This is a genomic window from Pseudomonas sp. WOUb67 (assembly GCF_050058005.1).
Classification (GTDB): domain Bacteria; phylum Pseudomonadota; class Gammaproteobacteria; order Pseudomonadales; family Pseudomonadaceae; genus Aquipseudomonas; species Aquipseudomonas putida_R.
The window spans coordinates 4,647,603-4,669,233 of sequence record NZ_CP170112.1 but is presented as its reverse complement, the minus strand read 5'-3'; the positions used below and the strand labels follow the sequence as shown (position 1 = coordinate 4,669,233).

Genomic DNA, 21,631 nt, shown 5'->3' with positions numbered 1-21,631 from the left:
TTATTGTCCTTATTTTTTCTGCGCGGGTACGTAGCCGGCGGGCGCCATGCCCACAAGCTGGCGGGTGATGAAGCCGGCATCCTGGTCGTGATCTTCCAGCGATTCCTTGCGCACCAGCGCATCGCGAACCAGGTGCGCGCCAAAGAAGCGGAACGGCTCTGGCGGCAGCAGCTTCATCTTCTGGTCGACCAGGCCACAGTTGGCCCACTCGTCATTGGCATGGGTGGCCAGCGACTTGATGATGCGGCTGGCAAACACGGTGGTGGCCACGCCGTTGCCGGAAAAACCGATGCCGTAGCTGACGGTCTGGTGATGGTCGAGGTAGCCGAAGTTGGGCAGGCCCTTCATGGCGCGGTCGATTGGCCCGGTCCAGCTGCTGACCACCGGCACATCCTGCAACTGCGGGTACAGGCGGCGCAGTTCGGCAGCGACCTTGTCGGCGGCCGGCGAGGGTTTTTCATACAGGTTGCCGATGCGCCCGGCATAGGCGAACTGGCCCAGCGGCTTGCCGAACACCACGCGCCCGTCCGGGGTGTTGCGCCAGTAGTTGAGCACGGTGCGCGAGTCGGTCATGCATTCGCCGCCGCTGAAACCGATGGCGTCGAGCTTGGCCTTGACCGGCGCGGTGGCGACCATGTCGCTGGACATGATCGCGATCATCCGGCGCAACTCGGGGAATTGCGCGCCCCAGGCGTTGAGCGCCAGCACCACGTGGTTGGCTTTTACATGGCCTTTGGCGGTGTGCACCACCGGGTGCTTGCCGCGTTGCAGGTGGGTGAACGGCGATTTTTCGAAAACCTGCACGCCCAGCTTCAGCGCCACACGGCGCAGGCCGCGGGCCAGCATGGCGGGCTGTACGGTGGCGGCGTTGGGGTCGAAGATGCCGCCCAGCACCAGTGGCGAGCCGACGCGGCCGCGAATGGTCTGGCGGTCCAGTTCCTGGAACGGGTTGACGTCGAGCTTCTGCAGGCCGTCGGTGAGCACGCGCCAGGAGTTCATCTGCCGCTGGTTGGTGGCCGTCCACAGCCAGCCGTCCTTGCGGTACTGGGCGTCGATGCCGTGCTCCTGGCAGAAGCTGCCGATCTCGTCGATGGCCGACTCGGCCGCCTCGCAGATGCGCCGCGCCTCGACATCCCCGCAGATGGTGCGCACCGACAGGTACTTGCCCCACCAGTTGGTGGCCACGCCACCGTTGCGCCCGCTGGCACCCGAGCCGCAGCGGTCGCGCTCGACGATGACGATGGTTTTTTCCGGGTGCGCCTGTTTCAGGCGGATGGCCGACCACAGGCCAAGGAAGCCACCGCCGACGATGCACACGTCGGCTTGAATCGAGTCCTGCAGGGCAGGGGCCAGGTCGTTGTCCAGGTCAAGCGCCTGGGCATACCAGAATCCACGGTACATGAGGGGTGCCTCTGAGCATGTTTGTCTTGTGCCTACATGATGCTCAGCCGGGCCAGGGGCTGATATTACAGCCATGACAATTGATAGAACGGCGCCGCCTTTTGTCACGCATTTCCTATTTGTGGTGATGCATATGATATGACGGACGCAGGGCGCGCTTTAGAATGGCGCCATTACGGATGTCACGAGGCCAGCGTCCATGTTTGCCGAACAACAAGAAGAACCGGTACAAGCCCCCGTCATCACTGCGCAGGTCAAGCCCGAACTGCGGGTAGGTTTCGTGCTGATGAACCACTTCACCTTGGTGCCGGTGGCGGGGTTGGTGGACTCGCTGCGCTTTGCGGCGGACAAGTCATTCCGCAGCCAGCAGGTGTTCTGCCAGTGGGACTGGATGACGCTGGACGACCAGCCGATCACCGCCAGTTGCGGCATGCCCATTTCGCCGACCAAGCCACTGAACCTGTTCGCCCAGTACGACTATGTGGTGCTGGCCGGTGGCCTGCTGGAGGAGACCCGCAACCCGCCGGCCTGGCTGCTGGATGCGCTGCGTGAGGTGCATGCGGCGAACATCCCGATCATCGCCCTGTGCTCAGGGTCGTTCGTGCTGGGCAAGGCCGGGCTGCTCGATGGCCGGCGGTGTGCGCTGCATTTCACTTTGCGTGATGAGTTCAAGGAGCGCTTTCCACTGGCCACGGCGGTGATCGACAAGAGCTACGTGGACGACCGCGGCATCATCACCTGCCCGGGCGGCACGGCCATTGACCTGGCGGCCAACCTGATTCGCCGGCATTGCGGCGCGGTGCGGGCGCAGAAGGGGCTGGAATACCTGCTGGTGGATGAGCGCGCCGAAGAGCAGCAAGACAAGGCGGCCAGCGAATGCGTGTACCAGAACGACCGCGTGCAGCGGGCGATCAGCTTCATGCGCGCCAACCTGGATGCCTCGATGACGCTCAAGGCCGTGGCCGAAGCGGTGGGCACTCATCCCCGGCAGTTGCACCGTGAATTTGTGGCCAATACCCAGGAGCCACCGGCCAACTACTGGCGCAAGCTGCGCCTGGACCATGCCCGGCGGTTGCTGGTGAACACCAGCCAGAACATCACCACTATTGCCTTGGCGTGCGGGTTTTCCGATGCGTCGCACTTTATCTTGTGGTTCCGCAAGCAGTATGGCGAAACGCCGTATAGCTTCCGCAAGCGCAGGCATGAAGTGGAGCGGTTTGACTGGCATGGCGACAAGGTGGGGCTGGCCCCGGAGCTCTGAGACTATTTCCTGGTGGCCCACACCTTCTTGTAGGAGCAGCCTTGTGCTGCGAAGAGGCCCGCCATGCCAACACAAATCGGTTGGCCATTCGGGCCTCTTCGCAGCACAAGGCTGCTCCTACAAATATTCGCGCATGCCTCAGATTTGGCCGAAGGCCTGGATCTCGATGCGGTACTCAGGGGCAGCCAGGGCTGCACCTACACAGGCCCGCACCGGTGGCTGGTCACCCACCCAGGCGTCGTACACCTCATTCATCGCCGCAAACTCACCCATATCCGCCAGCCAGATCTGCATGCGGGTAAGGTTGCCTTTGCCCGCCCCGATCTGCGCCAGCCACTGCTCCAGCTGCGTCAGCACGCAGCGGGTTTGCGCAGCGATGTCGCCTGGCTGCAGGGCCACAATGCCGGAGGTTTCGATACGGCCATCCACCAGTACCATCTGGCTGGCCCGTTTGCCGGGGTTGATACGTTCGATCATCGGCTCGTTCCTTAGAACAGTACGTAAGTCTTGCGCAGGGTTTCACGAATGTCCCAGACACCCTCGCAGTTCTCCAGGAACAGCACCGCGTCGCCGGCGCGCAGCTCCACCGGCTCGCCACCGTCGGGGGTGAAGGTGCACCAGCCGCTGACAATGTGGCTGAACTCACGGTTTTTCAGGTGCCGGCGGAACACACCCGGGCTGCTTTCCCATACGCCGATGCTGGCGCCGATGGCTTCGTCGGTCTGGTCCTGTGCAGTGGCGGCCTGGGCGATGGGTTCACCGATCGGCAGGCGGGCCGGGGCAGGGGCCCCCAGCGACGCGAGGGGGGCATTGCGCACGACAGTCAGTACTTGGCTCACGAATAGGCTCCTTCAGGCTTTACGAACAACGGGTTTGGCAGCGGAAGTGGTGCGGGTGGAGTTACCCAGCGCCGCGGCTTGCTGCAGGTCGAGCTTGCTGGTCTCGGGGGCCAGCCACCAGGAAATCAGCGCGCCGAACAGCGAGATCAGGGCCGCAGCGAACATGGTGTTGGCAATGCCGTAGGAGGCCAGGGATATCGGCACCAGGTACGTGCCCACGGCCGCGCCGATGCGTGACAACGAAGTGGCCAGGCCCACCGCCGACGCACGGATTTCGGTCGGGAACAGCTCGTTGGGGTAGACGTATTCAAGCACCTGGGCGCCGCCGATCAGTACGGCATAGGCGCCGAACAGCACCAGTACGGTCGTTGGCGAGGCATCCGGGAACACCCCCAGCAGCACCAGCGACATGCCCGACCAAAGGAAGCTGTGGATCAGCATGTTGCGCCGGCCCAGGCGGTTGATCAGCTTGGTGGCCACCAGGCAGCCCAGGGTGAACAGCAAGGTGATGGCGATGGAGCCAAAGGCCGCCCAGTCACCGGTCAGTTGCAGTGCCTGCAGCACTTTGGGGGCGAACGAGTAGATGGCGAACAGTGGCACGATCGCGCAGGTCCAGAACAGGGTAACGAAGGCCATGCGCTTGCCGTAACCGGAGTGGAACAGCGACCACACCGACACCGGTTTATCGGTGGTCTGCTCTGGCAGGTCGGCAATGGAGTAGTCGGGCCCATAGACTTTCTTGATCACGGCGTCGGCTTCGGCGGTTCGGCCTTTGCTCAGCAGCCAGCGTGGCGATTCTGGTGTACCACTGCGGGCAACCAGGAACAACGCACCGGGTATCAGGGCGCTGGCCAGTACATAGCGCCAACCGTCTTCACCACCCACGCGCAGCAGCAGTTCGCCAACCATGTAGGCCACGGCGGCACCGGCAAACCACATCAGCACCATGGCGGCCAGCAACGGGCCACGCTGCTTGCGTGGCAGGAACTCGGCCAGTAGCGACGTGGCGATCGGGTAATCGGCACCGACCGCGATACCGATCAGCAACCGCCAGGCGAACAGTGCCCAGGCCGACTCGACCCAGAACTGCGCCACCGAGAAACCGACGATGGCGACCAGGTCGACCAGGTACAGCACCTTGCGCCCGTACTTGTCGGTGAACCAGCCACCGAGAAAACCACCCAGGAACACACCGATCAATGCTGACGCCGCGATCAGCCCCTCCCACAGGGCCGACAGCTGCAAGGCGTTGGTGATTTGCAGCATGGCGACGCCGATGATGCTTAATACATAGCCATCGAGAAAAGGCCCGCCAGCCGAATAGACTGTCAGTTTGCGGTGGAACCCGTTGAGCGGCGCATCTTCTACGGAGCGTTTGGAAACGGACATACGGCTTACCTCTTGTTGTTATGTGGTGCACTAACGTGGCGGCACTATGGCACCGGCTTGCGCGGGCGCCCTATAACGGCTCGGACGAGTCATGGGATGGGATGACCAGGTGTACGGGGGGCTGGGAGATACCGCTGGCCTACCGGTGCCGTGTAATGGGTCGAGCCATGAGCTAGCACTTCTGCTAGTTGATTCACTGGCATCGCAAAGGCACCCTGATGGTCTGGAAATGTGCAGAGTGAGGCGATTAATGAGCAGCCATGCAAGCTCCCTACGTCAGCCGTACGATCCTTATGGTTTTTTCTCGTCAGCCCAAGACCAGGCGCTACTTGGTTTTAACGGGCAAATCAGGCTGGAAATGACAGAGCTCTATCCGCTGGGCAATGGTTATAGAAATTACAGCCCGGTGCTCAGGCGTTTTCAATCCACTGACAGTTGGAGCCCGTTTGGCAGGGGCGGGTTGAATAGTTATGTTTACTGCGGCTGTGATCCGGTCAATCATCAAGACCCTTCCGGGCATATGCCTAACGGGCAGCGTGGGCGGCAAATGGCTCGGCAAGGTAGCCGCAGGCGCTTCAACTCAATAGAATCATCATCATCATCATCGGAGCGCTCATCGAGATCCCCAATTCGCTTTGAGCCTAACTCGCCACCCGCTTCAGGAAGACCCGTGACGCACGGCGATGTTTCCAATCGCCCCAGAGTAGAGAGTACGTATAGGCGTTCGCCTTCCCCTGAGCCCAGTGGATGGGGGGCTTCAGGTCCTCCGCGCGGGCTTCGTCGCTCGGAAGCCTTTGGAGGCGCTTTGACCAACTTACCCATGGAGGTTGAGATTTCTAGGGCGGTAACGAATCTTACAAATAACTCGACCGCAGAGCCGTTTGCTGGGATTAGGAATTTGCCTGTACCGCAGGTGACACAAACCTCTGAAGCCTCAACTAGAGTGCGCACAGGGGGGCTCAACAGGGAGCATATGGAGCAAACTGGCTCGCAATGACGCAACCTTACGTGATCAGGGCACGCTCTACTGGCGATCTGTCAGCATCAATTGGCATGCGCTGGCAGCAGATTCTGTTTCGGCTCACCGCGACCGGGTCTGTAACCCATCCAGCACCACCTCGCAAGCCGCTCCCCAGGTGGCACCGACCGGCTGATGCATCAGCACTTCCAGCCCATCGGCGGTAAAGGTCCCAGGCGTGGCAATGGCCTGTCCCAGGGCCTTGAGGGTGGAATGCGGCTGCTGCCCGGCACTGGCCACGCAGTCTTGCAAGTTGCTCAGCACCAGCGCACGCGCTTCGGCTGCGGGCAGGCCTTTGTCCATCAGCCACTGCTGCAGGTCGTGCAGCAGGAAGTAGAACCAGCCATTCATGCACGCCGCCACGGTGGCCAGTTCGAATTCCGGCTCGCCGTGCAGTACCACCAGTTTGCCCAGTGGCCCCAGGTACTGTGTGGTAAGCGCATCGGGTGGGCACACCACGACCGTGGACTGGTTGTACTGCGCCGCATACGACAGCATCGCACGCACACAGAGGGCGCCAGGGAACGCGGTGGAAAGCTGCGCAAGGTTGACCCCGGCGGCGAGCGAGACCAGGCGCTGGCCGGGGCGCAGGTGTACCTCATCTGCCAGTTCGGCGAGCGAATGCGGGCGCACGCCAAGGATCACCAGCTCCGCCTGGTCGACCACGGCCTGGTTGCTCGTCAACACCTGGCAACCGTGCGCCTGGGCCAGCAGGGCGGCACGTTGCGCATTGCGCGGTGACAGCAGGATGGGGCCTTCGAAACCGCTGCGGCGCAAGCCGATGACCACTTTTTCGGTGAGTTCGCCCACCCCGAGAATGCCAAGGCTTCGCATAGTGAGTGCCTCCTTGTCAGCTTTCCAGGCCGGCGCGGCGCTGGCCCCAGTGCAGGTTGAGGTTGACGCCCGCGCTCAGCAGCGGCTCCGGCGGGTTGCGGTTGGGGCCTGCGGAGCCCAGCAGGAAGTCGATCAGCTCGTCGCGTTCGCCGCTCAGCCAGTCGGCCAGCAGGGTGCCGGTAGCGGTGCCACGGGTGATGCCGAGGCCGTTGCAGCACAGCGCCGCGTGCACGTTGGGCGCGAGGGTGCCGAAGTGCGACAGGTGGTTGCGCGACAGGCACATCGAGCCACCCCAGGTGTATTCGAACGCCATGCCCGACAGCATCGGGAAGCGCCGCTCGAACGAATCGCGATGCTGGCGCCCGGCACGGGCGATGTGGCGTGGGTTGGCGCGGCCGTCAGCATTGAAGCTGAAACTGTTGCGCACCAGCAGGCGCTGGTCCGGGGTGCGCCGCAGGGTGCTGCCGAACGGGTCTGCCGGGATGATGCCCCAGGTGTTCTTGCCGCCCAAGCGGGCTTGTTCCTCCTCGGTCAGCGGGCGGGTCATGCTGGCGTAGGTAAAGATCGGCAGCAGGCGGCCAGGCAGGAAGCCGAAGTACGAGGCAAAGGCATTGTTGGTCAGCAACAGCTGGTCGGCGACGATCTCACCGTTGGCGTGCTTGAGGGTGATGCGCCGGCCCTGCTCGATGTGGGTGATGGTGGTGCGTTCGTGCAGGGTCACATTGCCCGGCAGGCTGTCGGCCAGGCCTTTGGCCAGGGCGGCCGGTTGCAGCAGCTGGGTGCCCGGGGTGTACAGCGCCTTGCGGTAGAAGGTGGTGCCGAAGTGCTCGGGCAGGTCGCGGGCATCGATCATCTGGTAGGGCTGGCCGAGTTTTTCCAGGCCGCTGCGGTAGGCTTCGAGCACCGCCAGGCCTTTGTCTTCGACGGCCGCCTGGTACTTGCCGTCCGGGCGGATCTGGCAGTCGATGCCGTGCTGGTTGATCAGCTCGCGCAAGATCGCCTGCGCACGCAGGTTGAGCTTGAGGTTCATCCGCGCCGTGGGCAGGTCGCCGATGTAGTCGGCGGCGCCGATGTCGTGGGGCAGGTCGATGGCAAACCCGGAGTTGCGCCCCGAGGCGCCGAAGCCGACTTCCTGGGCGTCGACCAGGATCACTTCGTCGTCAGGGTGATGCAGGGCCAGTTGCCGCGCGGCGGCCAGGCCGGTGAAGCCCGCGCCAAGCACCACCCAGCGCGCCTCGCCCCGCCCCCGGTGCGCGGCGCGTGGCTGGCGCGGCGGGCTGAGGTGGAACCAGCCGCAACCGTTATCGTCCGCGGGGGTAGAGGTGTTTCTGTACATGGTTTTTATCCGTGTTGTTTTCTCCACTATGGCATTGGCGGTTGTGCGGGGACTATGACGGGAGGGACGGGGAATGGGATGTTCTGGCTGAGGGCATTGACCGTTCCGGGCCGGGCGTGATTTGCTCGGGCTACACGATCATTCAAAGGAAATTGAAGGTCCCGCCATGCCCGACTACAAGCTGCATTGCTTCGCCGAATCCGGCAACGCCTACAAGGCCGCGCTGATGCTTGAACTCACCGGCCAGGACTGGCAGCCGGTGTTCGTCGACTTCTTCCATGGCCAGACCCGGGAGCAAACCTGGCGTGACGAGGTGAACGAGCAGGGCGAGGTGCCAGTGATGGAGCACGCGGGCAAAACCTTCACCCAGTCTGCGCTGATTTTGGAATACCTGGCCGAACAGACCGGCCAGTTCGGCCCGCGAGACGCTGACGAAAAGCGCGAAATCTGGCGCTGGATGCTGTTCGACAACCACAAGTTCACCAGCTATTACGCCGCGCTGCGCTTCCTGTTCTGCCTGAAGAACACCGGCGAAACGGACGTGACCCGGTTCCTGCGCGAGCGTGCCACGGCGGCTTACCGCATTGTCGACGCGCACCTGGCGAAGACACCGTTCATGGTCGGCGGCCGGCTGACCATTGCCGACCTGTCGTTGGCGGGGTATGTGTTCATGCCGGAGGACACCGGCATTCCATTGGCTGACTTCACCCATATCGAGGCCTGGAAGGCGCGGATCCAGGCGCTGCCGGGCTGGAAGCACCCGTATGACCTGATGCCGCGCACAGCATCTTGAGCCATTCGCGGCTAAAGCCGCTCCCACAGGGAACTCACAACACTTGAGCCTTGTGCAGCACCTGTGGGAGCGGCTTTAGCCGCGAAGAGGCCAGCACATGCACTACAAGGCTCAGATGGACAACCGCACCACCCGGTTGTCCAGCACCTGCTGTTCCTGCCCGCGCCGTTTGTTCACCACCAGCTCGCCAATCGCAATCAGCCGCGTGCGCGTGATGTTGCGCGACAACCCCAACAACTGCGCGGTATGCACCTGGTTGTAATGGCAGAACCGATAGGCCGACCGCAGCAGGGCATTTTCCACTTTCTCGTACAGGTCGCCCGCCTGCTCCTCGTACAACCGGCTGAACGCCCGCTGCAGCAAGTCCTCCACACCATTGCCTGCCGGTTCTTCTTCTTGCCGCTCGATGCGCAGGTTAGACAAGCGCAGGTCCTGTGCCTGTATCGTGCCGTCGCCACAGGTCAGCAAACTGTGGTGAATCACGTTCTCCAGCTCACGAATATTACCCGGCCAACTGTATTCCACCAGCTTGGCCTGGGCCTTGGGGCTCAGTTCCACCGGGCCGTAGCCCAGCCGGTCGCTGTAACTGCGGATGAAGTGCCGGGCCAGCGGCAGGATGTCCCCCGGGCGGTCGCGCAACGGGTGCAACTGCAAGGTCACCACGTTCAGGCGGTAATACAGGTCTTCACGGAAATGCCCGGCATTGATGGCCTTTTCCAGCTGCACGTTGGTCGCAGCCAGTACCCGCACGTTGATCGGGATGCTCTTGCGCGACCCCAGCCGCACCACCTCGCGCTCCTGCAGTACGCGCAGCAGCTTGACCTGGATCGGCAGCGGCAGGTCGCCGATTTCGTCGAGGAACAGCGTGCCGCCGTTGGCCTCCTCGAACCAGCCGGCCTTGGCCGACAGGGCGCCGGTGAAGGCGGCTTTTTCATGGCCGAACAGTTCGGCTTCCACCAGCGATTCAGAGAACGCGCCGCAGTTGACCGCAACGAACGGGCCGTTGCGCCGGCCGCTGAGGTTGTGGATGTGGCGTGCGACCAGCTCCTTGCCCGTGCCGGTTTCGCCAATGATCAGGACGCTGGCCTCGCTGGGGGCGACCTGTTGCAAGTGGGCGAGCAGCGCCTGCGACCTGGGGTCTTCGAAGACCTGTGCGGTCGCCCTGATCGAGGTAGCCAGTGTCGGTGACGGGGGGAGGGTCAGCAGTTGCATGGGCAGTCCTCAGGAGTAGAAGGAAGGGGCAGGGCGTTTGTCGTTGAGGGCCCACTCGCCGAGTTCGTGGATACGGTAGTCCACCGGGTCGTGCAGGGTTTGCGTGCGCAGGTTGCGCCAGTGCCGGTCGAAGCGCAGCGAGGCATGGGTGGCACGGGCACCGGTGACTTCGAACAGGCGGTTGCAGATGTCCAGGCCATGGCGGCTGGCGGCGACCTTGGCGGTGCCGATGGCCAGCGCCAGGTCGCCGCGCTCTTCGGCGGTGAGGGCGTGTTCCTTGGCCCAGGCAGCGTCCAGCTGGCGCGCGGCCCGTTCGATCAGCAACCGCACGCTTTCCAGGCCGACCCAGAACTCGCCGTAATGGCGCAGTACGTAAGGGTCTTCGGCACTGCTGGCGGCGCTGGAGCGGAACCACGGCCGGCTTTCCTTCAGCGTGTACTGGCGGGCTTCGTCGAAGGCGCCCTCGGCAATACCGAGGAACAGGTTGGCGAAGTGCAGCTGGGCAATCAGCGGTCGCAGGGCGGCAAACGGGGTGCTCAGGGGGCCTGGGTCGAGCAGCAGTTCATTGTGCTCGACCCGCACCCGCTCGAACGTGGCGCTGCCACTGTCGGTCTGGCGCTGACCGATGTTGTTCCAGTCGCTGTGCAGGCTGATGCCGGTGCGGCCGCTGGGAATGGCGGCGATCAGCAGTTTGCCGCCGGCACGTTCGTCCACCGCCGAGGCGATGAGCATTTCCGAGTCGCTGGCGCCGGAGCAGAAGCTTTTCTTGCCAGAGAACTCGCACCAGCCGTCGAAGTGCTTGACCACCGTGCGCGTGTCCAGCGGGTTCAGGGCATTGCCCCAGAACCACTGTTTACGGGCCGTCTGTTCAAACCACGGCTGCCACTGGTCCGGGCGCGAGAACAGGCGCACGGTGGCCAGCATCAGGTGGTGAAAGCCGAATACATGGGCGATGGAGCTGTCGACCCGGGCGAATTCGCGCACCACCGCGAAGGTGTCGTGCCAGTTGGCACCCTGGCCGCCGAACGCCTGTGGGATCGCCAGCGACAGCAGGCCGCTGCCACGCAGGGCATCGCGCTCGGCTTTCGGCGTGCCGCCGCGCTCGTCGCGCTCGACGGCGGTCTGGGCAAACTGCCCGGCCAGTTCGCGGGCGATGGCCAGGGCCGGGCGCAGCGGGGTATTTACAGGTGCATTCATGGCCGCTCCTCAGGCGCTTTTACGCAGTGCGTAGTGGGCGCCGAACAGCGGCACGGCACGTTCGGCGGCCAGGCGGATACGGGCGGCGAGGGCATCGCTGGAAACCCGGTAGTCGGCCAGTTCCGCCTGGCTGGCGAACACGCCGATGGGCAGGGTCAGGGCTTGCAGGAAGCTGAACAGCGGGCGCAGCTGGTGGTCGAGTACCAGTGCATGGCGTTCGCTGCCACCGGTGGCGGCGAGCAGTACCGGGGTGTCGACCAGGGCGTCCTGGCCGATCAGGTCGAACAGGTGCTTGAAGTGGCCGGTGAAGCTGCCGCGGTACACGGGGGTGGTCACCACCAGCAGGTCGGCCTTTTCCACCAGGCGCAGCTGCTGTTCGACGGTTTCGGGCAGTTCGCTGCGCCACAGGGCACTGCCCAGCGGGCGGGCAATGTCGCCCAGTTCGATCAGGTGCGGCTTGATGTGCAGGTGTTCGGCCAGTTCGGCGAGGATCGCCTCGGTCAGGGCCAGGGTGCGCGATGGGCGGGAAGTGCCGCCGGACAGGGCTACGACGTTCAGTGGGGTGCTCATGGGCAGGTCTCCGGTTCTGGTTGAGCGGGACTTTGCTTGAGCAATCGTCGTGCCGGGTTCTAATGTTCTTGTAAATCAACACGTTAGCAGTTTCACAAAGGTGGGCTGCTGTTGCCGGGCGGGCGTTTCGTGTTGATCGGGTGTTGCGCTGCCAACAGTTGGCCAAGTGTTGGCGGCTGTGCAGTGGGGAGAGTTATAGAGGATTACTTTCCAATAAAAAAAGAATAAGAATTTATATTGTTATTCCATTTTATTGATTTACGGCTGCCCTGCGCGGGGTTGTGCGTGACGCGGCGGCGAGTGGGTATGGCGGGGAGGGCGGTGTTCGGGGGTCGAGCATTTGGGGCTGCTTCGCAGCCCATCGCGACACAAGGCCGCTCCTACAGGAGAGCGCATTCTCCCTGCAATCGCGATCCCTGTAGGAGCGGCCTTGTGTCGCGATGGGCCGCAAAGCGGCCCCGGCAATCTCAAATGTGCGGCACGTTCCGGCCACTAGCACCGCCCGCATACTCAGGCTTCAGATGCCCCTGCTCATCCAGCAGGTAAGCATCCATCACCTCCCGCACCACCGGCCCCGCCACCCGGCCCCCCGCCTCACCGTTCTCGATCATCACCGCCACCACCACACTCGGGTGGTCGGCCGGCGCAAAGCCGACAAACAGGGCGTTGTCGCGGTGCCGTTCGAGGGTCTTGTTGCGGTTGTAACGCTCGCCCTGCTTGATCGCCACCACCTGCGCGGTACCACTCTTGCCGGCAATCCGGTACTGCGCGCCAGCAGCCGCCGCGCGGGCGATGCCGCGTGGGTCGTGCATGACCATCTGCATGCCCTGGCTGACCTGGTCCCAGGCATGTTTGTCGTGCAGCACGATGTTGGGCATCGGGTTGGGGTCGACCGGCGTATCGCCGCCCACGGTCATGGCCAGGTGCGGGCGATGCCACACGCCCTTGCTCGCCAGCAGGCTGGTGGCCTGGGCCAGTTGCAGCGGGGTGACCTGCATGTAGCCCTGGCCGATACCCAGGATCAGTGTTTCGCCCGGGAACCAGGCCTGGCGCCGGGTGGCGCGTTTCCAGGCAGCCGACGGCATCAGCCCGGAGGCTTCCTCGAACATGTCCAGCGACACCTTCTGGCCCAGGCCGAACTCGGCCATGTAGTCGTGCAGGCGGTCGATGCCCAGCTTGTGCGCCAGGTCGTAGAAGTAGGTGTCATTGGACCGCATGATAGCGGTGTACATGTCCACCCAGCCGTCGCCGCTGCGGTTCCAGTTGCGGTACTTGTGGTCGTAGTTGGGCAGTTCGTAGTAGCCCGGGTCGAACACCCGGCTGCCCGGGGTGATCACGCCGCTGTCGAGGCCGGCGATGGCCACTTCCGGCTTCACCGTCGAGCCGGGTGCATACAGGCCGCGCAGTACGCGGTTGAACAGCGGGCGGTCGATGGAATCGCGCAGTTCGGCGTATTGCTTGAAGCTGATGCCCTTCACGAACAGGTTGGGGTCGAAGCTGGGGTTGCTGACCATGGCCAGCACGTCGCCATTGGCCGGGTCCAGTACCACCACCGAGCCACGGCGGTCGCCCAGCGCTTTTTCTGCGGCCACCTGCAAGTGGGCGTCCAGGGTCAGGACAATGTCCTGGCCCGGGGTAGGGGCCTTGTGGTTGAGCACGCGCATCACCCGGCCCTGGGCGTTGGTCTCGACCTCTTCGTAGCCCACGTGGCCATGAAGCTGGCTTTCGTAGAAGTGTTCGATACCGGTCTTGCCGATTGACTGGGTGCCACGGTACTCGGTGCTGTCGAGGACCTTGGCTTCCTTCTCGTTGATGCGCCCCACATAGCCTACCGAGTGGGCGAAATGCCCGGCCAGCGGGTACTCGCGGATGAACTGCGGCTCCACCTCCAGGCCCGGCAGGCGGAACTGGTTCACCGCCACCAGGGCGATCTGCTCTTCATTCAGGCCCACCATCAGGGTCACTGGTTCGAACGGCTTGCGGCCACGGCGCAGGTCTTTATCGAACTGCTTGCGGTCGTCTTCGGTCAGGCCTAGCACCTGGGTGAGGGTGTCGAGCACCTTGGCCGAGTCGCCGCCGGCCCGCTCGCGGGTCATGGTCAGGTCGAAGCTGGGTTTGTTGTCGGCCAGCACCACCCCGTTGCGGTCGTAGATCAGCCCGCGTTCGGGGGCGATGGGCAGCACGTGCACACGGTTGTTTTCCGACACGGCGGTTTGCTGGTCGTGCTGCAGCACTTGCAATACATACAGCCGCCCCACCAGCACGGCGACCAGGCTGAAGACCAGGATGGCGCAGGCCAGGAGCCGGCGATTGACCAGGTGCTTTTCCTTTTCGTGGTCCTTGAGGGGGATGGGTTGTGGCATCAGTAGCTCTTTTTTGCAGGTATCGCGGTGGCTGTACGGGCGCGCGATCGGGCCGGGGATGCTACGCAACACCTACCGCGGCCTCAAGGCGAGTGGCGAGTGGCGGTGGGCGGGTAACGGCTGTTCACCCCCGGAATCAGGGCGCTGGCGGGGAACATGAAGATTTGTTCATGGCGGTGGTGTCATGAACGGTCAGGCATGGAACTCGTGTGCTTTTATGGATCCATGAAATTGTATCGTTCGATAAACGAACGAAAAATGGATCAAGCGTTAAATTCATAACATATTGAAAAATATATTAAAAAATACGTGATTATCAAATTTACACCTTGGCTATGAGTGATTTTCTCGGAGTGATCAAATGCACCCTGTTGTTCGTGGATCCATTATCTGGTTGATTAGCGCCTGACAACGGCCGGAGCCCTCCTGCCGTATGCAATAACAATTACAAAAAGGGTTCAGTCATGAATGGCTATCCAGCGGCCCGGAACTGTCAGGGTTCCCCCCGTCTTGCCTGCGCGTGCGCATCTGTCCTCCCGCCTGTGGCCAACCAGGGCCGGCAGGTGACCCCATGAATACCGATCTCAAGCACCGCCTGGACAACGACCCGATGGGCCGCTTCCAGTACCTGGCCATTGGTATTTGCATCGTCCTCAACATGATCGATGGCTTTGACGTGCTGGTCATGGCCTTCACTGCATCGTCGGTGTCCGCCGAGTGGAACCTGAACGGTGCACAGGTCGGGCTGCTGCTCAGCGCAGGCCTGTTCGGCATGGCGGCCGGTTCGTTGTTCATCGCGCCCTGGGCCGACCGTTTTGGCCGCCGCCCGTTGATTTTGCTGTGCCTGGCAGTTTCCGGCGTTGGCATGCTGCTCTCGGCAATGAGCCAGAGCCCGTTGCAACTGGCGCTGCTGCGCGGCCTGACCGGGCTGGGCATCGGCGGCATCCTGGCCAGCAGCAACGTGATTGCCAGTGAGTACGCCAGCAAACGCTGGCGCGGCCTGGCAGTGAGCCTGCAGTCAACCGGTTATGCCCTGGGCGCGACGCTGGGTGGTTTGCTGGCGGTATGGCTGCTGGGGCATTGGGGCTGGCGCTCGGTATTCCTGTTTGGCGGCATCGTCACCGTGCTGGTGATCCCGCTGGTGCTGTTGTGGCTGCCAGAGTCGCTGGACTTTCTGCTGGCGCGTCGCCCGGCCAATGCCCTGGCACGGGTCAACCGCCTGGCCGAGCGCCTTGGCCAACCGGCGCTGGCACAACTGCCAACAGCCACAGCAAGGGAACAGGGCGCCGCCCGCGGCTTCCGGCAACTGCTGACACCTGCCATGCGCCGCACCACGCTGGTGATCTGGTTGCTGTTCTTCCTGGTCATGTTCGGCTTCTACTTCGTCATGAGCTGGACGCCCAAACTGCTGGTGGCCGCTGGCCTGTCGGCACAGCAGGGCATTACCGGCGGGGTGCTGTTGAGTGTCGGCGGCATCCTTGGCGCGGCGCTGATCGGCGGCCTGTCTTCGCGCTGGCCGCTCACCCGCGTGCTGGGGCTGTTCATGCTGATCACGGCGACGCTGCTGGTGCTGTTCGTGGTCAATGGCGCGTCGGTCAGTGCTGCCTTGGCGCTGGGGTTGCTGATCGGGCTGTTCTCCAACGGCTGCGTGGCCGGCCTGTACGCCCTGTCGCCGGTGGTCTATGACGCCTCGGTGCGTGCTACCGGCGTGGGCTGGGGCATCGGCATCGGCCGCATGGGCGCAATCCTGTCGCCGACCGTGGCCGGTGTGTTGCTCGATGGCGGCTGGCAACCGCTGCACTTGTACGGGGTGTTTGCCAGCGTATTCGTGCTGGCCGCGGGTTGCCTGCTGTTGCTGCGCCCGTCGGCCAGCCCCGCGCGGCCTGTGCTGGCCGACGCCTAAGCCTGGCCGTCGATGATCGCCTGGGCGACCGTGGCGTAGAACCATTGCAGGGCGGCGGAGTGGTCGCTGTTGGGGTGCCAGTTCAGCGACACGTTGAACTCGGCAACCTGGAACGGCAGCTCAAGCATTTTCAACCCCCCGTCCTGCATGAACAGCCGGCCGATCTGCGCCGGCAGCACGGCAAGCAGGTCGGTGCCGGGGATGATCTTCGGCAGCACCGAGAAGTGCGGCACCTGCAGGCTGATGCGCCGCTGCAACTGCATGCTGGTGAGCACGTCTTCGACACTGCCGTGGCCGGTGGTACGGGTAACGCTGATGTGGCGCTCGGCAATGAACTGCTCAAGGCTCAGTTCATTGCCGATGCGTGGGTGGTCGAAGCTGAGCAGGCATACATAACGTTCGCGCATCAGTACCTGGCTATGGGTGCCCGGCACCGGTGGGCGGCAGATGGCGGCGTCGATCTTGCCGCTGGCCAGCCAGTCGCCCACCTGGTCGACCTGCAGTGGCAGCACCTCGACTTCGGCCTGCGGGGCATCGCGGTTCAGGCGCGCCAGAATCAGCGGCAAAAAGCCCATTTCGCCAAGGTCGGAGAGGGCGATGCGAAACCTGCGTTCGGTGGTGCTGGGGTCGAACTGTCGGGTGCTCTGCACGGCGCCTTCGATGCGCGTCAGCGCGTCACGCAGGGTGCCGTACAGCTGCTCGGCAACAAAGGTTGGCTGGATGCCGTCACGCGTGCGGCTAAACAGGGCGTCGTCGAACAGTTCGCGCAGGCGGGCCAGGCCATAGCTGACCGACGGCTGGGTGACGAACAGGCGCTCGGCGGCAAGGGTAACGCTGCGGGCCTCGTACAGGGTGACGAAGGTGCGGATCAGGTTCAGGTCGATGTGGCTCATGGGGTGCTGGCTTCACATAGATAGGTTTTATTTTTAGTAAAGATAGTATCAATTTGATCAATCTGGCCGTGGCTGCAAAAGTAACCCGAATTCCAAAAACAAGCTGCAAGGGGCTTTATGAAAACTGTTCACGGCGCCACTTACGACATTCTTCGCCAGCATGGCCTGACCACCATCTTCGGCAACCCTGGCTCCAACGAGCTGCCGTTTCTCAAGGGCTTCCCGGAAGATTTTCGCTACATCCTCGGCCTGCACGAAGGCGCCGTGGTCGGCATGGCCGATGGCTACGCACTGGCCAGCGGCCAACCCACCTTCGTCAACCTGCACGCGGCTGCCGGTACCGGCAATGGCATGGGCGCCCTGACCAATGCCTGGTACTCGCACAGCCCGCTGGTGATCACCGCCGGCCAGCAAGTGCGCTCGATGATCGGGGTGGAAGCGATGCTGGCCAATGTCGATGCCGCACAGTTGCCCAAACCGCTGGTCAAGTGGAGCCACGAACCCGCTGCCGCGCAGGATGTGCCGCGTGCCCTGAGCCAGGCGATCCACACTGCCAGCTTGCCACCACGTGGGCCGGTGTACGTGTCGATCCCTTATGACGACTGGGCGTGCGAAGCGCCAACCGGTGTCGAGCACCTGGCACGGCGCCAGGTGAGCAGTGCCGGGCTGCCGTCGCCGGCGCAGTTGCAGCACCTGTGCGAACGCCTGGCAGCGGCGCGCAACCCGGTGCTGGTGCTGGGCCCGGATGTCGACGGCAGCGCCGCCAATGGCCTGGCTGTGCAATTGGCCGAGAAGCTGCGCATGCCGGCCTGGGTCGCGCCTTCGGCCTCGCGCTGCCCGTTCCCCACACGGCATGCGTGCTTCCGCGGGGTATTGCCGGCGGCCATTGCCGGTATCAGCCACAACCTGGCCGGGCACGACCTGATTCTGGTAGTGGGTGCCCCCGTGTTCCGTTACCACCAGTTCGCCCCTGGCAACTACCTGCCGGCCGACTGCGAGCTGCTGCACCTGACCTGCGACCCGGGCGAGGCGGCGCGCGCGCCCATGGGCGACGCCCTGGTCGGCGACATTGCGCTCACCCTCGAAGCCCTGCTGGGCGGCGTGCCGCAAAGCACGCGGCCGATGCCCACCGCATTGCCTGCTGCCGAAGCGGTGGCGGATGACGGTGGCCTGTTGCGCCCTGAAACCGTGTTCGACCTGCTCAACGCCCTGGCCCCCAAGGACGCCATCTACGTCAAGGAGTCCACCTCCACCGTGGGGGCGTTCTGGCGCCGCGTGGAAATGCGTGAGCCGGGCAGCTACTTCTTCCCCGCAGCCGGTGGCCTGGGCTTTGGCCTGCCAGCAGCCGTAGGCGTGCAGCTGGCATCGGCTGGCCGGCAGGTGATTGGCGTGATCGGCGACGGCTCGGCCAACTATGGCATCACCGCGCTGTGGACCGCCGCGCAATACAACATCCCGGTGGTGTTCATCATCCTCAAGAACGGCACCTACGGCGCGTTGCGCTGGTTTGCCGATGTGCTGGACGTCAACGACGCGCCCGGGCTGGACGTGCCAGGCCTGGACTTCTGCGCCATCGCCCGTGGCTATGGCGTGCAGGCGGTGCATGCGGCCACCGGTAGCGCCTTCGCCCAGGCCTTGCGTGAAGCGCTGGAGAGCGACCGGCCCGTGCTGATCGAAGTACCGACCCAAACCATCGAACCCTGAAACCGACACACACGCACACCACGCGACACCGACAAAAACAATAAACGAGGTGGCTATGAAGACAACTTCCGTCAGTGAAGTGATCGATGCTGCACCCTTCAATCGCACGCACCTGCTGATACTGCTGTGGGGCTGTTTCATCATGCTGTTCGACGGCTATGACATGGTGATCTACGGCTCGGTGGTGCCACGCCTGATGCAGGAATGGCAACTCAGCGCCATCGAAGCCGGCACGCTTGGCAGTTGTGCGCTGTTCGGCATGCTGTTCGGCGGTACCTTGCTGGCGCCACTGGCCGACCGTTTCGGCCGGCGCAAGCTGATCATCCTCACCACACTGCTGGCCAGCCTGGCGGCGTTCATGACCGGGCATGCAGAAACCCCGCTGGAGCTCGGTGCCTGCCGCCTGGTGACCGGGCTGGCCTTGGGCGCGCTGGTACCCAGCGCCGTCAACCTGATCAGCGAGTTCGCCCCACAAGGGCGGCGCAGCACCATGATTACCGTGATGTCCAGCTTCTACTCGGTGGGCGCAGTGCTGTCGGCCTTGCTGGCGATCGCGGTGATCCCGCAGTGGGGGTGGCAGGCTGTGTTCTATGTGGCGGTGCTGCCGGTGCTGGCCGTGCCGTTCATGCTGCGCTACCTGCCGGAGTCGGCGGCGTTTCTTGAACTCAAGGGCCGGCGTGCCGAGCTTGAGCAGTTGCTGGCGAAGGTCGACCCGGCGTTTCGCCCAGGCACCGAGCTGCGTTTGGCGGGCAGCGACCAACCGGTAGACAAGGCGCGCCTGGCGCAGTTGTTTGGCCGTGGTCAGGCCTTGGCCACCGTGTTGCTGTGGGTGGCGTTCGCCATGTGCATGCTGATGAGCTACGGCCTCAACACCTGGTTGCCCAAGCTGATGGCGCAGGGCGGCTACGCCCTGGGTTCGAGCCTGGCGTTTCTGGTCACGCTGAACATTGGCGCCACGGTCGGTGCGTTGTTTGGTGGCTGGCTCGCCGACCGCCTGGGGGTGCAGCGCACGCTGGCGCTGTTCTTCGTGCTGGCAGCACTGTCGCTGGCGGCGCTGGGGCTGAACCCGGGCCCGCTGCTGCTGAACCTGCTGTTGCTGGTTGCCGGCGCTACCACCATTGGCACGCTGGCGGTAATCCACGCCTACGCCTCTATCGCCTACCCGGCGCACATCCGCTCCACCGGGGTGGGCTGGGCTGCGGGTATCGGCCGCCTCGGCGCCATCGCCGGGCCCATGCTGGGTGGCACCCTGCTGTCGTTGCAGTTGCCGATCCAGCAGAACTTCCTCGCCTTCGCCCTGCCTGGGGTGATCGGTGCGCTGGCCATCGCCTTCATCCAGGTGCGTGCGCCACAACAGGCCAGTGAGCCTGAAGCTGCCAACAAACCTACGTGCTGACCAAGGAGCCTTGTATGTCTGCCAATAGTCCCCGTTATCAAGACCTTCAACTGCTGCCGATTGCCGGCCAGTGGCGCGCCGGCAGTGCCGGCAAGACCCTGAACGTGCACAACCCGTACAACGACGACTTGTTGCTGCAGGTTGAACAGGCCAGCCGCGCCGACCTTGATGCCGCCTACCAGGCGGCAGCCCAGGCACAGCTGAAATGGGCGGCACTGGGGCCCGCCGCACGCGCGGCGGTGCTGTACGAAGTGGTGGCGATCTTTGACCGGCGCCGCGACGAGATCATCGAATGGATCATTCGCGAGTCGGGCAGTACCCGGCTCAAGGCCCAGCTGGAATGGGGCGCGGCGCGGGCGATTGCGCTGGAGTCGGCATCGTTCCCGTCGCGGGTGCACGGGCGCATTGTCGAGTCCAACGTGCCGGGCAAGGAAAGCCGCGTGTACCGCAGTGCCCTGGGCGTGGTCGGGGTGATCAGCCCGTGGAACTTCCCGCTGCACCTGACCCAGCGCTCGATTGCCCCGGCACTGGCGCTGGGCAATGCCGTGGTGGTCAAGCCTGCCAGCGACACCCCGGTGTGCGGCGGCCTGCTGCTGGCACGCATTTTCGAAGAGGCCGGGTTGCCAGCCGGGGTGCTCAGCGTGGTGGTCGGCGCGGGCAGCGACATCGGTGATGCCTTCGTCGAGCACCCGGTGCCGGCGCTGATCACCTTCACTGGCTCCACGCCGGTCGGGCGCGGCATTGGCCGTATCGCCAGCGGTGGCGAACACCTCAAGCACGTTGCCTTGGAGTTGGGTGGTAACAGCCCGTTCGTGGTGCTGGACGATGCCGACCTTGAACAGGCAGTGAATGCGGCCGTGTTCGGCAAGTTCCTGCATCAGGGGCAGATCTGCATGGCAGTGAACCGGATCATCGTTGACGACAGCCTCTACGACGCTTTTGCGCAGCGCTTCGTCGAGCGTGTCAGGGCGCTGGTGGTAGGCGACCCGGACTCGCCCGCTACGGTGATCGGGCCGGTGATCAATGCCCGGCAATTGCAGGGCCTGCTGGACAAGATCAGCCTGGCACGCGGCGAAGGTGCCGAGCCGCTGTACGAGGGCGGGGTCAACGGTAACTTGCTGGCCCCGCATGTGTATGGCGAGGTCACCGTCGACATGGACCTTGCGCGTAACGAAATCTTCGGCCCGTTGGTGGGCTTGCTGCGCGCGCGTGACGAAGCGCATGCCCTGGAGCTGGCCAATGCCAGCGAGTTCGGCCTTTCCAGCGCGGTATTCAGCCGCAACCTGGAGCGTGCCGTGCGCTTTGCTCGCCAGGTGCGTGCAGGCATGAGCCACATCAACGACATCCCGGTGAACGACGAGGCCAACGCGCCGTTCGGTGGCGAGAAGAACTCGGGGCTTGGCCGTTTCAACGGGGACTGGGCCATCGACGAGTTCACCCGCGATCACTGGGTCAGCGTGCAGCACGTGCCGCGCCAGTATCCGTTCTGATGCATTAAGCCACTGAGTCGCGCCCGACCCAG

General features: G+C 64.0%; 18 protein-coding genes. 7 read left to right on the top strand and 11 right to left on the bottom strand.

Translation table 11 applies throughout. From position 1 onward, the window contains the following. Positions 1–9 precede the first annotated feature (9 nt). Positions 10–1,401, bottom strand: coding sequence for an NAD(P)/FAD-dependent oxidoreductase (locus tag ABOC32_RS20720; RefSeq protein WP_426808657.1), 1,392 nt, complete (start codon positions 1,399–1,401; stop codon positions 10–12). A 199-nt stretch (positions 1,402–1,600) separates the two neighbouring features. Between ABOC32_RS20720 and ABOC32_RS20715 the strand changes: the two genes are divergently transcribed. Beyond that, positions 1,601–2,662 (top strand): GlxA family transcriptional regulator, encoded by a 1,062-nt coding sequence (locus tag ABOC32_RS20715; protein ID WP_426808656.1) that lies wholly within the window; start codon positions 1,601–1,603, stop codon positions 2,660–2,662. A gap of 138 nt (positions 2,663–2,800) precedes the next feature. On the opposite strand, the gene ABOC32_RS20710 is transcribed toward ABOC32_RS20715, so the two are convergent. Genes ABOC32_RS20710 through ABOC32_RS20700 form a run of 3 tightly spaced genes read right to left on the bottom strand, consistent with a single transcriptional unit; the run spans position 2,801 to position 4,890 of the window. Further along, positions 2,801–3,139, bottom strand: a complete 339-nt coding sequence (locus ABOC32_RS20710) for a RidA family protein (RefSeq protein ID WP_426808655.1) — start codon at positions 3,137–3,139, stop codon at positions 2,801–2,803. Between the two features lie 11 nt (positions 3,140–3,150). Next, positions 3,151–3,501 carry a cupin domain-containing protein gene (locus ABOC32_RS20705; RefSeq protein ID WP_426808654.1) on the bottom strand — a complete coding sequence of 117 codons (351 nt, stop codon included), beginning with the start codon at positions 3,499–3,501 and terminating at the stop codon, positions 3,151–3,153. 12 nt (positions 3,502–3,513) lie between these two features. Continuing rightward, positions 3,514–4,890 (bottom strand): MFS transporter, encoded by a 1,377-nt coding sequence (locus ABOC32_RS20700; protein WP_426808653.1) that lies wholly within the window; start codon positions 4,888–4,890, stop codon positions 3,514–3,516. 91 nt (positions 4,891–4,981) lie between these two features. On the opposite strand from ABOC32_RS20700, the gene ABOC32_RS20695 reads away from it, so the two are divergent. Beyond that, complete coding sequence (locus tag ABOC32_RS20695) at positions 4,982–5,887, top strand: RHS repeat-associated core domain-containing protein (protein ID WP_426808652.1); 906 nt, start codon at positions 4,982–4,984, stop codon at positions 5,885–5,887. Positions 5,888–5,971: 84 nt separating this feature from the next. Here ABOC32_RS20695 and ABOC32_RS20690 read toward each other — a convergent pair whose 3' ends face one another. Continuing rightward, a complete protein-coding gene (locus ABOC32_RS20690) occupies positions 5,972–6,742 on the bottom strand; it encodes an NAD(P)-binding domain-containing protein (RefSeq protein WP_426808651.1) in 771 nt (256 codons plus the stop codon). Positions 6,743–6,758: 16 nt separating this feature from the next. Further along, positions 6,759–8,078 (bottom strand): NAD(P)/FAD-dependent oxidoreductase, encoded by a 1,320-nt coding sequence (locus tag ABOC32_RS20685; protein ID WP_426808650.1) that lies wholly within the window; start codon positions 8,076–8,078, stop codon positions 6,759–6,761. Positions 8,079–8,244: 166 nt separating this feature from the next. Between ABOC32_RS20685 and ABOC32_RS20680 the strand changes: the two genes are divergently transcribed. Further along, positions 8,245–8,871 carry a glutathione S-transferase family protein gene (locus ABOC32_RS20680; RefSeq protein WP_426808649.1) on the top strand — a complete coding sequence of 209 codons (627 nt, stop codon included), beginning with the start codon at positions 8,245–8,247 and terminating at the stop codon, positions 8,869–8,871. Positions 8,872–8,982: 111 nt separating this feature from the next. On the opposite strand, the gene sfnR is transcribed toward ABOC32_RS20680, so the two are convergent. From sfnR to mrdA, 4 genes are all read right to left on the bottom strand, one after another. Continuing rightward, positions 8,983–10,083, bottom strand: coding sequence for a sigma54-dependent transcriptional activator SfnR (gene sfnR, locus ABOC32_RS20675; protein ID WP_426808648.1), 1,101 nt, complete (start codon positions 10,081–10,083; stop codon positions 8,983–8,985). A gap of 9 nt (positions 10,084–10,092) precedes the next feature. Continuing rightward, entirely contained in the window at positions 10,093–11,280 is a 1,188-nt protein-coding gene (locus ABOC32_RS20670) for an acyl-CoA dehydrogenase family protein (protein WP_234228098.1), read from the bottom strand. Between the two features lie 9 nt (positions 11,281–11,289). Next, positions 11,290–11,850: an FMN reductase gene (msuE, locus tag ABOC32_RS20665; RefSeq protein ID WP_234228097.1), complete on the bottom strand. Its 561-nt coding sequence runs from the start codon at positions 11,848–11,850 to the stop codon at positions 11,290–11,292. 467 nt (positions 11,851–12,317) lie between these two features. After that, positions 12,318–14,213 (bottom strand): penicillin-binding protein 2, encoded by a 1,896-nt coding sequence (gene mrdA / locus ABOC32_RS20660; protein WP_426808647.1) that lies wholly within the window; start codon positions 14,211–14,213, stop codon positions 12,318–12,320. Between the two features lie 571 nt (positions 14,214–14,784). Here mrdA and ABOC32_RS20655 point away from each other — a divergent pair. Continuing rightward, positions 14,785–16,116 carry an MFS transporter gene (locus ABOC32_RS20655; RefSeq protein ID WP_426808646.1) on the top strand — a complete coding sequence of 444 codons (1,332 nt, stop codon included), beginning with the start codon at positions 14,785–14,787 and terminating at the stop codon, positions 16,114–16,116. Here ABOC32_RS20655 and ABOC32_RS20650 read toward each other — a convergent pair. Next, positions 16,113–17,009 carry a LysR family transcriptional regulator gene (locus tag ABOC32_RS20650; protein ID WP_426808645.1) on the bottom strand — a complete coding sequence of 299 codons (897 nt, stop codon included), beginning with the start codon at positions 17,007–17,009 and terminating at the stop codon, positions 16,113–16,115. The genes ABOC32_RS20655 and ABOC32_RS20650 overlap by 4 nt on opposite strands. Before the next feature lie 117 nt (positions 17,010–17,126). Here ABOC32_RS20650 and mdlC point away from each other — a divergent pair, with 117 nt between their 5' ends. Genes mdlC through ABOC32_RS20635 form a run of 3 tightly spaced genes read left to right on the top strand, consistent with a single transcriptional unit; the run spans position 17,127 to position 21,599 of the window. Continuing rightward, positions 17,127–18,713: a benzoylformate decarboxylase gene (gene mdlC / locus ABOC32_RS20645; RefSeq protein ID WP_426808644.1), complete on the top strand. Its 1,587-nt coding sequence runs from the start codon at positions 17,127–17,129 to the stop codon at positions 18,711–18,713. A 55-nt stretch (positions 18,714–18,768) separates the two neighbouring features. Further along, positions 18,769–20,109, top strand: coding sequence for an MFS transporter (locus tag ABOC32_RS20640; protein WP_426808643.1), 1,341 nt, complete (start codon positions 18,769–18,771; stop codon positions 20,107–20,109). A 14-nt stretch (positions 20,110–20,123) separates the two neighbouring features. Next, entirely contained in the window at positions 20,124–21,599 is a 1,476-nt protein-coding gene (locus ABOC32_RS20635; protein ID WP_426808642.1) for an aldehyde dehydrogenase family protein, read from the top strand. The last annotated feature ends 32 nt before the right edge of the window (positions 21,600–21,631 follow it).

Coding starts and splice junctions, on each gene's coding strand:
- ABOC32_RS20655 (WP_426808646.1), top strand. CDS start 14,785: ATGAATACCGATCTCAAGCACCGCCTGGACAACGACCCGATGGGCCGC.
- ABOC32_RS20720 (WP_426808657.1), bottom strand. CDS start 1,401: ATGTACCGTGGATTCTGGTATGCCCAGGCGCTTGACCTGGACAACGAC.
- ABOC32_RS20670 (WP_234228098.1), bottom strand. CDS start 11,280: ATGAATGCACCTGTAAATACCCCGCTGCGCCCGGCCCTGGCCATCGCC.
- ABOC32_RS20650 (WP_426808645.1), bottom strand. CDS start 17,009: ATGAGCCACATCGACCTGAACCTGATCCGCACCTTCGTCACCCTGTAC.
- sfnR (WP_426808648.1), bottom strand. CDS start 10,083: ATGCAACTGCTGACCCTCCCCCCGTCACCGACACTGGCTACCTCGATC.
- mdlC (WP_426808644.1), top strand. CDS start 17,127: ATGAAAACTGTTCACGGCGCCACTTACGACATTCTTCGCCAGCATGGC.
- ABOC32_RS20640 (WP_426808643.1), top strand. CDS start 18,769: ATGAAGACAACTTCCGTCAGTGAAGTGATCGATGCTGCACCCTTCAAT.
- ABOC32_RS20710 (WP_426808655.1), bottom strand. CDS start 3,139: ATGATCGAACGTATCAACCCCGGCAAACGGGCCAGCCAGATGGTACTG.
- ABOC32_RS20685 (WP_426808650.1), bottom strand. CDS start 8,078: ATGTACAGAAACACCTCTACCCCCGCGGACGATAACGGTTGCGGCTGG.
- ABOC32_RS20690 (WP_426808651.1), bottom strand. CDS start 6,742: ATGCGAAGCCTTGGCATTCTCGGGGTGGGCGAACTCACCGAAAAAGTG.
- msuE (WP_234228097.1), bottom strand. CDS start 11,850: ATGAGCACCCCACTGAACGTCGTAGCCCTGTCCGGCGGCACTTCCCGC.
- mrdA (WP_426808647.1), bottom strand. CDS start 14,213: ATGCCACAACCCATCCCCCTCAAGGACCACGAAAAGGAAAAGCACCTG.
- ABOC32_RS20695 (WP_426808652.1), top strand. CDS start 4,982: ATGGGATGGGATGACCAGGTGTACGGGGGGCTGGGAGATACCGCTGGC.
- ABOC32_RS20635 (WP_426808642.1), top strand. CDS start 20,124: ATGTCTGCCAATAGTCCCCGTTATCAAGACCTTCAACTGCTGCCGATT.
- ABOC32_RS20715 (WP_426808656.1), top strand. CDS start 1,601: ATGTTTGCCGAACAACAAGAAGAACCGGTACAAGCCCCCGTCATCACT.
- ABOC32_RS20680 (WP_426808649.1), top strand. CDS start 8,245: ATGCCCGACTACAAGCTGCATTGCTTCGCCGAATCCGGCAACGCCTAC.
- ABOC32_RS20700 (WP_426808653.1), bottom strand. CDS start 4,890: ATGTCCGTTTCCAAACGCTCCGTAGAAGATGCGCCGCTCAACGGGTTC.